General features: G+C 72.8%; 10 protein-coding genes. 3 read left to right on the top strand and 7 right to left on the bottom strand.

Annotation, left to right across the window (positions count from 1 at the left end; genetic code table 11):
• Positions 1-81 precede the first annotated feature (81 nt).
• The 4 genes from AB0903_RS05100 to AB0903_RS05115 are packed head-to-tail and all read right to left on the bottom strand — an operon-like array spanning position 82 to position 4,712.
• Complete coding sequence (locus tag AB0903_RS05100; RefSeq protein WP_366699125.1) at positions 82-729, bottom strand: ATP/GTP-binding protein; 648 nt, start codon at positions 727-729, stop codon at positions 82-84.
• The gene (locus tag AB0903_RS05105) at positions 710-1,150 is read right to left on the bottom strand and encodes a DUF742 domain-containing protein (RefSeq protein WP_366699127.1); all 441 of its coding nucleotides are present in this window, start codon (positions 1,148-1,150) and stop codon (positions 710-712) included. The genes AB0903_RS05100 and AB0903_RS05105 overlap by 20 nt, the downstream gene beginning before the upstream one ends.
• Positions 1,150-1,635: a roadblock/LC7 domain-containing protein gene (locus AB0903_RS05110; RefSeq protein ID WP_366699129.1), complete on the bottom strand. Its 486-nt coding sequence runs from the start codon at positions 1,633-1,635 to the stop codon at positions 1,150-1,152. The genes AB0903_RS05105 and AB0903_RS05110 overlap by 1 nt, the downstream gene beginning before the upstream one ends.
• The gene (locus AB0903_RS05115; protein WP_366699131.1) at positions 1,632-4,712 is read right to left on the bottom strand and encodes a nitrate- and nitrite sensing domain-containing protein; all 3,081 of its coding nucleotides are present in this window, start codon (positions 4,710-4,712) and stop codon (positions 1,632-1,634) included. Before AB0903_RS05115 ends, AB0903_RS05110 begins: the two co-directional genes overlap by 4 nt.
• A 730-nt stretch (positions 4,713-5,442) precedes the next feature.
• On the opposite strand from AB0903_RS05115, the gene AB0903_RS05120 reads away from it, so the two are divergent.
• Positions 5,443-6,231 carry a hypothetical protein gene (locus tag AB0903_RS05120; RefSeq protein WP_366699133.1) on the top strand — a complete coding sequence of 263 codons (789 nt, stop codon included), beginning with the start codon at positions 5,443-5,445 and terminating at the stop codon, positions 6,229-6,231.
• A 491-nt stretch (positions 6,232-6,722) separates the two neighbouring features.
• On the opposite strand, the gene AB0903_RS05125 is transcribed toward AB0903_RS05120, so the two are convergent.
• From AB0903_RS05125 to lon, 3 genes are all read right to left on the bottom strand, one after another.
• Positions 6,723-7,205: a MarR family transcriptional regulator gene (locus tag AB0903_RS05125; RefSeq protein WP_366699135.1), complete on the bottom strand. Its 483-nt coding sequence runs from the start codon at positions 7,203-7,205 to the stop codon at positions 6,723-6,725.
• 136 nt (positions 7,206-7,341) lie between these two features.
• Entirely contained in the window at positions 7,342-8,139 is a 798-nt protein-coding gene (locus tag AB0903_RS05130; protein WP_366699137.1) for a pentapeptide repeat-containing protein, read from the bottom strand.
• A 283-nt stretch (positions 8,140-8,422) separates the two neighbouring features.
• Positions 8,423-10,834, bottom strand: a complete 2,412-nt coding sequence (gene lon, locus AB0903_RS05135) for an endopeptidase La (protein WP_366699139.1) — start codon at positions 10,832-10,834, stop codon at positions 8,423-8,425.
• Positions 10,835-10,972: 138 nt separating this feature from the next.
• Between lon and AB0903_RS05140 the strand changes: the two genes are divergently transcribed.
• The gene (locus AB0903_RS05140) at positions 10,973-11,779 is read left to right on the top strand and encodes a nucleotidyltransferase domain-containing protein (protein ID WP_366699141.1); all 807 of its coding nucleotides are present in this window, start codon (positions 10,973-10,975) and stop codon (positions 11,777-11,779) included.
• Between the two features lie 338 nt (positions 11,780-12,117).
• Entirely contained in the window at positions 12,118-12,813 is a 696-nt protein-coding gene (locus tag AB0903_RS05145; RefSeq protein WP_366699143.1) for a spermidine synthase, read from the top strand.
• Positions 12,814-12,884 lie beyond the last annotated feature (71 nt).

A 12,884-nucleotide genomic window follows, 5' to 3' on the forward strand; every position in this document is an offset into this window, starting at 1 on the left:
GGTTCCGGCGTCGGGATCCCGGCGTCGTGGTTCCGGCGTCCCGGTCCCGCGTCGGGGTCCCGGCATCCCGGTCCCGGGAGGCTATTCGGGGGTGGCTTCGAGGGCGTGCGCGACCAGCGCCAGCAGGGACTCGACCACCGTGATCCGGTGACGGGCATCCATGATCACCACCGGTACGTGCGGCGGCACCGTCAGAGCCTCCCGTACGTCCTCCGGCTCATAGGCGGTCGTCCCCTCGAAGTGGTTGACGGCGACGATGTACGGCAGCCCGCAGCTCTCGAAGTAGTCGAGCGCGGGGAAGCAGTCCGGCAGCCGCCGGGTGTCGGCGAGCACGACCGCGCCGATCGCCCCGCGCACCAGGTCGTCCCACATGAACCAGAACCGCTGCTGGCCGGGCGTGCCGAAGACGTACAGCACCAGGTCGTCGTCGAGTGTGACCCGGCCGAAGTCCATGGCCACGGTCGTGGTGACCTTGTCCGGCGTGGCGGTGAGGTCGTCGGTGTCCTCGCTGGCGCGGGTCATCAGCGCCTCTGTCGTCAGCGGCGTGATCTCGGAGACGGAGCCGACGAACGTCGTCTTGCCGACGCCGAAACCGCCCGCGACGACTATCTTCGTCGCGGTGGGGGCGCGGGTCGTGTCCAACTGCCACGGCTGCGGCGGCTCTTCGGGCTCGGTCCCGGCGCCGGTCCGAGGCGGGTCGAGGAGCATGTCAGAGGCGGCGGAGTCCACTCAGCACCCTTTCGAGCAGTGCGCGGTCGGGCCGGCCGGTGCCGTGACCGCTCCCGTACACGCGGATCTTTCCCTGGTCCGCCAGGTCGCTGAGGAGCACCCGGACGACGCCCAGCGGCATCTTGAGCAGCGCCGAGATCTCGGCGACGGTGCGCATCCGGCGGCACAGCTCGACGATCGCCCGCAGCTCGGGCATGACGCGCGAGGCGAGGTTGCCGCCGGGCAGCTCACGGCTCCCCTTCAGCCTTCGGCGAGGGGGTACCCCCGTCTCGCCGTGCTCGGGCGGCGCCTCCAGCGCGGCGACGAACGTCTCGACCAGCAGCACGTGCCCGAAGCGGGTGCGGCCGCCGGTGAGGGAGTACGGACGGACCCGGGCGGGGCGTTTGCCGTCACCGCGGACGGGCAGATTGGGGACGGACATCACAGGCCGCTCTCCATCGATTTGCGCAGCTCGCTGCGGACTTCGGGGGTGAGTACGTGTCCGGCTCGGCCCACGAAGAGGGCCATGTGGTAGGCGACGATGCTCATGTCGCAGTCGGGCGTGGCGTGCACTCCGAGCAGGGAGCCGTCGCTGATCGACATGACGAAGAGGCTGCCCTCGTCCATGGCGACCATCGTCTGTTTGACGCCTCCGCCGTCCATCAGGCCCGCGGCGCCGATCGTGAGGCTGCCGATCCCGGAGATGATCGTGGCGAGGTCGGCGGCGGAGCCCTTCGGGCCCTCACGGGGGACGACGGCGGCAGCCTGGGCGGCGTTCTGTCCGGGGTCGGACGAGAGCAGTAGCAGGCCGTCGGACGAGACGACGGCGACCGAGCGGACTCCTGGTACCTCCTCCACCAGATTGCCCAGCAACCACTGAAGGTTGCGTGCCTCGCTGCTCAGGCCGAACGTGCCGGTCGCAGTCAACTGCGTACCTCCTCGACTGTGTCCCCCGTTTCCGCTGCGGTGTGTGCGTGTCCGTCGTTCTCGGCGGCCGCGGTGGTCTCCGCTGCCTCCGATGTCTCCGCCGTTCTCGTTTCCGTCAGCTCCGCGATCTCCGCCTCCGCGTCCCGGCGGCCGTCCTTCGCGCCCTGATGGAAGCCGCCGAGCCGGCGGCGCAGAGCCTCCGCGTCGACGCTCCCGGTGCGCCCGGTCGGGGCGGTGGCGGGCGTGACGGACTTCGGGGTCCGCTTGGGCAGCCCCTTGTCGGTGACGCGGTCCCAGACGGCGGGCGACACCGGGGCCACCGGGTTCTCGGGGGCCTCCGGCCCGGCGCTTTCCGACCCGACGCTTTCCGACCCGGCGCTTTCCGACCCGACGCTTTCCGGCCCGGGCAGCGGTGGGAGCCGCATCGCGAACGTCTCCTGGTCGACGCCGACCGTCACCGGCTCTCCGTCGGCCACCCGCTCGCGCGTGTCCGGCTCCGCCGCGGCGGCTACGGCCCGCTCGGCGGCCTCGACGAACGGGTCCGGCGCCGGGGCCGTACGGGGCGGGGTGGGCTCGTCGTCGTGCTCCATGTCCGAGTCCGGCACGACGTCCACGTCCGGCTCGGGTGCAGCCGCCGCGAGCAGGTCCGGCGCTGCGGCGTCGGCCGGGCCCGGCTCGAGGGCGTGCTCCATGTCCGGGCCGGGAGAAGCGTCCGCGTGAGCGAGCGGCCCGTCCGCTGCCGGAGCCGGCGGCTCGACCGGGGCCGGACCCGCCTCCGCTGTCTCCGGTACGCCGGGCTCGGCCGGGGCGTCGGCACGGCCCTCCGGGGGCGGGGCGTCGGCACGGCCCTCCGGGGGCGGGGCGTCGGCACGGCCCTCCGGGGGCGGGTCGGCGTCCTGGTCGGCGTCCTGGTCGGCCGGGGCCGGTGCGGCGCGGTGTTCGCTGCCGGGCAGTGCGTTGGAGTTGGCCTCGGCCACCGAGCCCGGGAGGTTCAGCGCGGGAGCCGCGCCCGGTACGGGCGCCTGGCGACCGCCCGTCGCCGGCGGCCCCGTCGGCAGCAGGGTCTGCGGCACGACGACGACCGCCGTGATCCCGCCCTGCTGGTGCTCGCGCAGCTGGATCCGTACGCCGTGGCGCGCCGCCAGCAGCGCGGCGACCCGCAGGCCGAGACCTTCGGCCTCGCGGCCCGCCGGGGGCCCGGTCTCGTACGACTCCGGGTCCTCGAGCCGGGCGTTGATCTGCGCGATACGTCCCGCGGTCATACCGATGCCGGCGTCCTGGACGGAGAGCATGACCTCCCCGCTCTCCAGGAGCCACCCCGACAACTCGACCTGGGCGTCCGGCGGCGAGAACGAGGTGGCGTTCTCCAGCAGTTCGGCGACCAGGTGGCTGAGGTCGTCCGCGGCGAAGCCGGCGACCTGGGCGTGCGGCGGCAGGGACTGAATGACGACCCGCTCGTAGCGCTCGATCTCGCTCACCGCGGCGCGCAGCACGTCGACGAGCGGGACGGGCCCTACGTGCCCGTGTCCGTGCTCCGTGCCGGCCAGGACCAGCAGGTTCTCGCTGTGCCTGCGCATGACCGTGGCCATGTGGTCGAGTTTGAAGAGGGTGGCGAGGCGCTCCGGGTCCTGCTCGCGCTCCTCCAGCTTCTCGATGACGCCCAGCTGTCGTTCTACGAGGCCGAGGGTGCGCAGCGAGAGGTTGACGAAGGTGTGGCGGACGGTGTGGCCCAGCCGGTCGAGTGCGCTGCCGATCTCCTCGGTTCGCTGCCGCAGCTCCAGGCGGGCCGCGGCGACTTCGGCCTCGAGCGCCTCGCGCGCACCGGCGAGTTCGCCGCGCTCCGCCTCCAGCCGCTCGGCCCGTGCCCCGAGGTCGCGAAGCTTGCCGTGCAGGGCGTTGAGCGACCGTACGACCTGGGCGAACTCGTCGTTGCGGCCGGTGAAGCGGACCGGCGCCTCCGTCTGCGGGGCGGGCGCGTCGGCGAGCCTGGCCGCGCCGATGCGCAGAACGGCGAGCGGGCGGGTGAGCGTACGGGAGACGGCGGCGAGCACGCCGATGGTGACGACGACCAGTCCGCCGAGGAGCGCGATGCGGATCTCGAGTGCGGTGAGGTCGTCGTCGCGCAGCTGCGCGAACCGTTCGGTCCGCTCCGTGGCGAGGGACGACTCGGCGCCCCGCATCTGTTCGATACGGGCGGTGAGCGCGGTCTCCAGTTCGGCGGGGTCGGTGCCGCGTTCCGTGTCGGAGAGCCTGGGCTGGTCGGTGAGGCGGCCCAGGTAGCTCTCCGCGGCCTTGACCTCGGGGCCGGTGACGGTGGCGGCGACCTTCTCGCGGGCGGTCTTCGCCGCGGCCTGGTCGAAGTCGGCGAGGGCGGCGAGTTCGCGTACCCGGGCCTGCTGAGCGGCGGCGGTGAGGGCGTTGCGGGTGCGGGCGTCGGTGCCGGAGTCCTCGCCCGGGTTCTCCACGGGGAGGCCGGTGACCGGGTCGTAGCCGATCACCGGGTCCGGCTGCGGAACGGCGAGCGCGGCGAGCAGCAGGCCGCGGGCGGCGGATGCCTGCTCTACGGCGAGTCCGAGTTCGGCGGGTGCCCGGGTGCCCTCGGCGGCGCGGGACGGTGTCCGGTCGGCCAGTTCCCCGGCGAGAGCGTGCAGGGCGGAGATGACGGTGGTGTAGGCCAGGTGGGCCTCGATCGCGGTGCTCTTGCCGGTGAGCGCGGTGCGGCGGACGGAGGGCACGGAGGCCAGCGAGTGGCGCAGGTCCGCGCGCTCGGAGCCCAGGGCGTCGCGCATCTCGTCGACCTGCCGGTCGACGCGGGCGCTGAGGCTGCCGGAGATCTTCCGGCGGTCCTTCTGCTCGCCCTGCTGGTCGTCCCGGCCGGCGGCGACGTACGCGGTGACCTCGTCGCGCTCGTCGGCGAGCGAGTGGGCGAGGGTGACGGCCTGCCGGTCGAGCGCGGCAAGGGTGACCAGCCGCTGCGACTCGGTCAGGTCCGCGGAGCTCGCGAGGATGCCGGGGGCACCGGCGCCGACGACGAGGAGGACGGTCAGCGCCACACCCGCGACGAGCCGGTTGCGCACGCGACGGGGGCGGCCCGCGGGCGGCTGCGCTTGGGCGGCGGCCTGCGAGGGCGGCGCGGCCGCGGTGTGCGGGACCGGGCCGGGCGCGGTCGGGCCCTGCGCTGCGACTGCGTCTCGCCCAGCAGGTGGGCTCTGCACGGCGGCTGCATCCTGCCCGGGTGGGCTGCTCTGCACGGCGGCTGCATCCTGCCCGGGTGGGCTCTGCACGGGTGTCTCGTGCGCGGCTGGGTCCTGCGCGGCTGCGTCCTGATCACGGGGGCCCGGGATCGGTTGGGGAGAGGCCGGGGCCCGGTGGTCGCCCGGGGCTCCCGTGGACGGCGTTCCAGTGGGCCTGCCGCCGTTGCCCCGAGGCCGCTTCATCTGCACCGGTGCTCGCAATCTTGCTTGACTCGTCCACCCTTGAAGCAGAGATGACGACCGGTCACACGCGAGAGCCCCACCCCTGGTACGGCTTCCGACCATTCCAGTGCCTACGGGAGGGAGGCGCGCATCGGCCGCTCCGCCACCCGAACGAGTGAACAACACTCAGGAGTTGGCGAACAACTTCCGCGCGCGCGTCGCAGGGCTCTGCGGCGCCCCCGGGTTGGACCTTCCGGCAACCCTTTGGCAAGATGCCCGCCCGCAGCTTCGCACAGCCGCCCATTCCGGGCGAAGCACCTGCTTGACCTGCCGGTACGCGGCAACTACCGCCCCGTGAGGCCCTTGTGAAGGTCTCATGCAGACTGGATCCATGCGCATCGAGTTCGCCACCTCGCCCGGCTCCCCCGAACGCCCCAACGAGGACTGGGTATCCGTCGCCCTGCCCGCTTCGGGCCAGGGCGGCACGCTGGTGGCGCTCGACGGCGTGACGCCGCCGAGCGGTGATGCGGGATGCGTGCACGGGGTGCCGTGGTTCACCGCCCGGCTGGGCGGCGCTCTGGTCGAACTGTCCGGTTCGCGGCGCGACCTGGCACTTCGGGACGTCCTCGCGGAGGCAATCCGGCGCACCGCGGACGCCCACCGCCGAACCTGTGACCTTTCTCACGTGCGTACGCCCCAGGCGACGGTGGTCCTGGCGCGGTGGGGCGGAGCGGACGAGCACGCCGAGTATCTGGTGCTCTCGGACTCGACGCTGCTGCTGGAGTCGCCCGACGGCACCGTCCGCCCGGTGCTGGACGACCGGCTGGACCGTCTGCCGCGCGAGGCGCTGCGGACCCACGCCTCGGCGGACACCCTGCGGAACGCGGAGGGCGGCTTCTTCACCGCGGCGGCGGACCCGTCGGTGGCCCTGCGCGCGGTTGCGGGCAGCGTCCCGCGCCGCAAGGTGCGCTCGGTGGCCGCGCTCACCGACGGTGCCTCGCGCTGGGTGGACATGTTCGCCGAGGGCGACTGGGCCGCGTGCGTGGCTCTGGTGCGCAAGGAGGGGGCACAGGGGCTGATCGACCGGGTGCGGGAACTGGAGACAGCGGCACGGACCCGTACGACGGCTGTCCGGTGGAAGCTCCACGACGACGCGTCGGTGGTGTACGCGGAGCTGTGACGTGAGGGCGGGCGGTGGATCCGCCGCCTGGTCCCTTCCCCCCGCCTGTCCCCCTTCCGCCGCCTGGTCCCTTCCCCCGCCTCTCCTCTTCCCCCGCCCGTCCTCCTCCCCGCCCCTTCTCGCCTCCTCCCCTCCCCGTCCCTTCCCCCCGCCTCTCCTCGCCTCTTCCCGCTGTACCGACGTGCGGCCCCTCCGCGTGGCGGGCTCTGCCCGGGCCGGGTGCCGCGCTTCGCCGGTGTCCTGAAACGCCGGACAGACGGATTGCGCACAGCGAAATCCAGCCCGCCGGAGGCACTCCCCTACGCTCTGGCGGCGTGGGAGGTGGCCCCACCCGCGGCTGCCGAGCCGTAGGGGGAGTTCGCGGCGCGGGGGTCCGGTGGGGGTACCCCGGGCCGCCGGGCCGAGGGGAGGAGCCCCGTCACGCGGCGGAGCCGCATTCCGGTGCAGCGGGAAGGGGCGGGGCGGGGAACCAAGCGCCGCGCAGCGGCCCGTCAGCCTTCTGCGTGGGCGTTGAGCCGATTGAGCAGGCGGGCCAGTTCGGCGACCTCGCCGCGATCCCAGCCGGCCAGCTTGCTCCGGTACCGGTCGCGGCGGGCATCGCGCACATGACGGAACCGGGCCACTCCTTCGTCCGTGAGCCGTACGAGGGACGCGCGGCCGTCGGCGGGATCCGGTTCGCGGGCGACCAGGCCGAGGTCCTCCAGGGCCCGCAGTTGGCGGCTCATGGTCGCCTTGCCGACGCCGAAGTAGGAGGCCAGTTCGGTCGCCCGCTGCTGCCCGGTCTCCTCCAGTCGTACGAAGAGCCCGTAGGCGGCGGGTTCGAGCTCTGGGTGGACCTCGCGGGCCATCTCGCCTGATGACGCCCTTGCTCGGCGCAGAAAGACGGCCAACTCCCGCTCCAGCGCCAGGAATTCCGGGTCCACTCCACTCCCGCCGTTCGGGTCCGCCGCATCCGCCGTACTGCTTTCGTGCACGTCAGCACCCCTCGCGCGCTTTCCTGGTCGTGAAAGTCTCTTCCGGCGGCCGGTACTGCCGCAGCTCAGCCAGTATTTCGCAGGAGTGGACCGACGGCGGCGGCCGGGCGCGGGACGCGACCACGGCCCGCCCCGTTCACGCCCAGTGAGCGGGGCGGGTCAGCCGGTCCGGAATACGGGTGGCCGCGTCGCCCCTGGCCGCGTTGAGCTGCGGCTGGGTGAGGAAGATGCAGCCGGTCAGGTCCGCGCCGGACAGATCGGCGTCCCTGAGGTCGGCGCCTATGAGGTCCGCCGACCTCAGGTCGGCGCCGGTCAGGTCGGCTGCTATCAGATACGCGCCGCGCAGCCCGGCGCCCCGCAGGTCGGCGTTCCTGAGTCGGGCGCCCATCAGGTCCGCTCCCCTGCGGTCCTTCTTCCGGCCCTTGACCCGGGCCCGCACCAGTTCGCTCACCCGCAGCAGGAGGACGTTCACCTCCTGGCGGTGGGCGGCCACATCGGTCTTCTCCAGGGCGTCAGGGGCGAGCCGGGTGAGGTCGGTGACGACGTCCCGTTGCCGCCGCAGCTCCGGGTGCACCTCGCGCGCGGCGCTCAGGGTCAGTGCCTCCTCGACGTACCAGAGGAGCTCATGGAGCTGCCGGACCACGGGGAAGACGTCGAACATCTGCCGGGACGTGGCCGGGGCGTCCCGCCAGCTCGTGCCGCCGAAGGTGATCTGCGAGACGTGCTGTCCGGCGCCGAAGCAGTCGTAGACCGTGCAGCCGGGAAAGCCGCTGTCGCGGAGCCGGTCGTGGATGCCGCAGCCGAAGTCCGTACGGAGGTTGGCACAGGGCTTGCCGGCGTCCTTGTTCACCGCGAAGTCGGCGGAGGCTGCGAAGGGCAGAGCGACACAGCACAGCCCGAAGCAGTTCGAGCAGTCGGCCCGCAGGGTGGTCATCCATCCATTGTGCGTGACGGGCGTGATGGGCGTGACGGGCGAGTCAGGTGAGGCAGGCGTGACAGGCAGGGCGAGAGGGAACGGGCGGGGCCGGGCGGGAACGGCAGGGGCCCGGCGGTGGTCACCACCGCCGGGTTCCACCACCACCGGGCCCCTGCCTGTCTGTCGCCCGAGCCGGTACTGCCCACGTGCGCCCCCGAGGACCGTCGGGCCGCCGCCACGGCCCCGTCGGGCCCCCGCCGTCACCGGGGCCGGTCAGGCCGAGTGCGGCGCTCCGGTCCGGTCAGGCCGCCGCCGTCACCGGGATCTTCGCCGTGGAGAGCGCCAGCTCCAGGACCTGGCGGACGTCCGTCACCGGATGCACTTCCAGCTTGTCGAGGATCTCCGCCGGGACGTCGTCCAGGTCGGCCTCGTTCCGCTTCGGGATCACGACCGTGGTGATACCCGCCCGGTGCGCCGCGAGCAGCTTCTGCTTCACGCCGCCGATGGGCAGCACCCGGCCGGTCAGCGACACCTCGCCGGTCATCGCCACGTCCGTACGCACCTGGCGACCGGAGAGGAGGGACGCGAGTGCCGTGATCATCGTGATGCCCGCGCTCGGCCCGTCCTTCGGGACCGCGCCCGCCGGGAAGTGGATGTGCACGCCCCGGTCCTTGAGGTCGGCGACCGGCAACTCCAGCTCGGCGCCGTGCGAGCGCAGGAAGCTCAGCGCGATCTGCGCGGACTCCTTCATCACGTCACCGAGCTGACCGGTCAGCGTCAGTCCGGATCCGCCGGTCTCCGGGTCGGCGAGCGACGCCTCCACGAACAGCACGTCCCCGCCTGCCCCCGTCACCGCGAGCCCGGTGGCCACGCCGGGCACCGCGGTGCGGCGCTCGGCCGGGTCCTGCGCCGACTCGGGAACGTGGCGCGGCCGCCCGATGAGGCCGCGCAGCTCGTCCTCCGTGACGGTGAACGGCAGTTCGCGGTCGCCCAGCTCGTGCTGTGCCGCGACCTTCCGCAGCAGCCGCGCGACAGACCGCTCCAGGTTCCGTACGCCCGCCTCGCGGGTGTACTCCCCCGCCAGCCTGCGCAGCGCCGAGTCGTCGAACGTCACCTCGCCGGCCTCCAGGCCGGCCCGCTCCAGCTGGCGCGGTACGAGGTGGTCGCGGGCGATGACGATCTTCTCGTCCTCGGTGTAGCCGTCGAGCCGTACCAGCTCCATCCGGTCGAGCAGCGCCTCCGGGATGGCCTCCATGACGTTGGCGGTGGCGAGGAAGACGACGTCGCTGAGATCGAGCTCGACCTCGAGGTAGTGGTCTCGGAAGGTGTGGTTCTGCGCGGGGTCCAGGACCTCGAGCAGGGCTGCGGCGGGGTCGCCGCGGAAGTCGGACCCGACCTTGTCGATCTCGTCGAGCAGAACGACCGGGTTCATCGAGCCGGCCTCCTTGACGGCACGCACGATCCGGCCGGGCAGCGCGCCGACGTACGTACGCCGGTGGCCTCGGATCTCGGCCTCGTCCCGTACGCCACCGAGCGCGACGCGCACGAACTTGCGGCCCATCGCGTGCGCTACGGACTCGCCGAGCGACGTCTTGCCCACGCCGGGCGGGCCGACGAGTGCGAGTACCGCGCCCCCGCGCCGCCCGCCGACCACGCCCAGCCCCCGGTCGGCGCGCCGCTTGCGCACCGCCAGGTACTCGGTGATCCGCTCCTTCACGTCTTGCAGGCCCGCGTGCTCGGCGTCCAGGACGGCCTTGGCGCCCTGGATGTCGTACGCGTCCTCCGTGCGTTCGTTCCACGGCAGTTCGAGCACCGTGTCGAGCCAGGTGCGGATCCAGGAGCCCTCGGGCGACTGGTCGCTCGCCCGCTCCAGCTTCTCGACCTCCTTGAGCGCGGCGTCCCTGACCTTCTCGGGCAGGTCGGCGTTCTCGACGCGGACGCGGTAGTCGTCGGACTCGTCCTCGCCGCCCCGGCCGCCCAGCTCGCGCAGCTCCTTGCGCACCGCGTCCAGCTGACGGCGGAGCAGGAACTCGCGCTGCTGCTTGTCGACGCCTTCCTGGACGTCCTTGGCGATGGACTCGGCGACGTCCTGCTCGGCAAGGTGCTCGCGCAGCTGCTCGGTGGCGAGCCTGAGCCGGGCGACGGGGTCGCCGGTCTCGAGCAGCTCGATCTTCTGGGCGGTCGTCAGGAACGGCGAGTACCCGGAGTTGTCGGCGAGCTGCGAGACGCCCTCGATCTGCTGCACACGGTCGACGACCTGCCAGGCACCGCGCTTCTTCAACCAGTCGGTGGCAAGGGCCTTGTACTCCTTGGCCAGTTCGGTCACCGCGCCGGGCAGGGGGTCGGGCACGGTCTCCTCGACCACGGTGCCCTCCACCCACAGGGCGGCGCCGGGACCGGTCGTACCGGCGCCGATACGGACGCGGCCGACGCCGCGGATCAGCGCGCCGGGGTCGCCGTCGGAGAGCCGGCCGACCTGCTCGACGGTGGCGAGCACACCGGTCGCGGCGTAGGTGCCGTCGACCCGGGGAACGAGCAGCACCTTCGGCTTGTTGCCGGAGGTGCGGGCGACAGCCTGGGCGGCCTCGACCGCAGCGCGTACGTCGGTGTCGGACAGGTCGAGCGGCACGACCATGCCGGGCAGCACGACCTCGTCGTCGAGCGGCAGCACGGGCAGAGTGAGCGGTGAGTTCGCCTTGATATCGGCAGCCATGATCTCCCCTTAGGCAGTCAAGTTGAGCTGTACCGACTCAATGCATGTGAGCCCGCCATTGTTCCCTTCACCGTGTTCGCCCTGAGCGATCACCGAAATCCGGTGGGCGACGACGGCACCGCGCGCCATAGTGAGGCGATGGGGAACAAGGGACTGAACCCTGACGGGACCATCGCCCGGGAGGGTTCGCTCGACCACGTGACCGCCCGCTTCGCGCCCGTGGTCGCCGCGGCCCGGGCGGAGATCGCGGGACGCTTCGGCGACGGCCGGCTGCACAGCGCGTATGTCTACGGCAGCATCCCGCGCGGCACGGCCGTGCCCGGCATCTCCGACCTCGACCTACTGCTCGTCCTGGCCGAGGAGCCCACTGCGCGCGACCGGGCGGACGCCGACGCCGCCGAGGGCGTGCTCGACGGGTCGTTCGACGTGATCGACGGCGTCGGTGTTCTGCTCGTGGGGGTCGGAGCGGCGCTGAGCGAACTCGAGCGGTACGACCTGGGCTTCTTCATCTCCTGCCTGTGCACACCGCTCCTCGGGGAGGACCTGGCCGCCCGGCTCCCGCCTCAGCGCCCCACCTCGCTGCTGGCCCGCGAGACCAACGGCGATCTGGCTCTCGCGCTGCCGCGCTGGCGGGACGGCTTGCTGAACGCCCGTACGGATGCCGAACGGCGGGCCATGTGCCGCCGAATCGCGCGGCGCGTCGTGCGGTCGGGGTTCACGCTGGTCATGCCCCGCTGGGGCGGCTGGACCAGCGATCTGCACGAGTCGGCGGAGCTGTTCGCGCGCTACTACCCGCGGCGCGCGGCCCAGATGCGGTCGGCTGCCCGCGCGGCCCGAACCCCGACGCCTGACCCGGCCGGACTCCGCGCCCTTACGGAGGACCTGGGGCCCTGGCTGGCGGCCGAGTACACGGCGGTGCACGGCGAGAAGGCGGCCCGCCCGTGAACGGCCCGCCGCCGTGACGTGCGTCACCTTGATATTCAGTCGCACTCCCCCACCTCTCGGTGCGTAACAGACCACGGCGCCACCATCGGCCTTCTGGGCGGCACCCCGGACGACCGCGCCCTCTACGAGTCCCTGGGCCGGCACACCCACGCACCGCTGGCGAGCCTCTTCCACCGCCGGGCCTCCTGAGCACCGGCGGCGGCCCGTTCCGACCGTCGTTGCCGTGAACCGGAACATCGGCGCCGCCCGGCCTCCGACGGGTTTGGCCCGCCGCGTGCCGCCCCGACAGAATGGGGCCGATTCCCGTCGTCACCTGCCGGCCGCCCGGAGGTCATCTCATGCCGTTCCCCGCCAGCGACGCCCCTGTCACCCTCGACCGGCGCGAGGGCCCCTACGGGGAGGTGGTACTGCGCAGACGGGGCGACGGCGACGAGAAGGTGCACGAGATCATCGCCAACGGGTGCTTCCTGATGGACACCTCCGACGGGCGGTCCGAGCGGCTGCTCGTCGACGCCGCGTACGAGGCCATCGGCACGGGCAACGTCGCCCCGCGCCTCCTCATCGGCGGTCTGGGGGTGGGCTTCTCGCTCGCCCACGCCGCGGCCATGCCGTCGTGGCGGCAGATCGCCGTGGTCGAGCGCGAGCAGGCGATCATCGACTGGCACCGCGGCGGGCCGCTCGCCGCCGTCTCCGGGCGGGCACTCGCCGATCCGCGCTGCGTGATCCTTCACACCGACCTGCTGAACCACCTGAACGCGACCGCGGACCGTTACGACGCCCTGTGCCTGGACATCGACAACGGGCCCGACTGGACCGTCACGGAGGACAACGGGGCGCTCTACTCACCGGCCGGACTCGCCGCGTGCGCAGCCGTGTTGGCGCCCGGCGGAGTGCTCGCCGTGTGGTCCGCGCAGCCGTCCCCGGAATTCGAAGAGTCGTTGCGGAATGCCGGGTTCAGCGCAGTAAGAACCGAAGAGATCCACCTTGCCCGGGGCGTACCGGACGTCGTCCACCTCGCCGTTCGCCCTGCGTAGCCGGGACACAGCCGCTGCCTTTACGCTGCTGGACTACACAGCGGATCCAGCTTCGAAGCAGAACCACATGC

The sequence above is a fragment of the Streptomyces sp. NPDC048389 genome (assembly GCF_040706335.1).
GTDB lineage: Bacteria > Actinomycetota > Actinomycetes > Streptomycetales > Streptomycetaceae > Streptomyces.

Bases quoted from the DNA above. Each gene is read 5' to 3' on its own strand.
- AB0903_RS05105 (WP_366699127.1), bottom strand. From the start codon at position 1,150: ATGTCCGTCCCCAATCTGCCCGTCCGCGGTGACGGCAAACGCCCCGCC.
- AB0903_RS05120 (WP_366699133.1), top strand. From the start codon at position 5,443: ATGCGCATCGAGTTCGCCACCTCGCCCGGCTCCCCCGAACGCCCCAAC.
- AB0903_RS05130 (WP_366699137.1), bottom strand. From the start codon at position 8,139: ATGACCACCCTGCGGGCCGACTGCTCGAACTGCTTCGGGCTGTGCTGT.
- lon (WP_366699139.1), bottom strand. From the start codon at position 10,834: ATGGCTGCCGATATCAAGGCGAACTCACCGCTCACTCTGCCCGTGCTG.
- AB0903_RS05140 (WP_366699141.1), top strand. From the start codon at position 10,973: ATGGGGAACAAGGGACTGAACCCTGACGGGACCATCGCCCGGGAGGGT.
- AB0903_RS05145 (WP_366699143.1), top strand. From the start codon at position 12,118: ATGCCGTTCCCCGCCAGCGACGCCCCTGTCACCCTCGACCGGCGCGAG.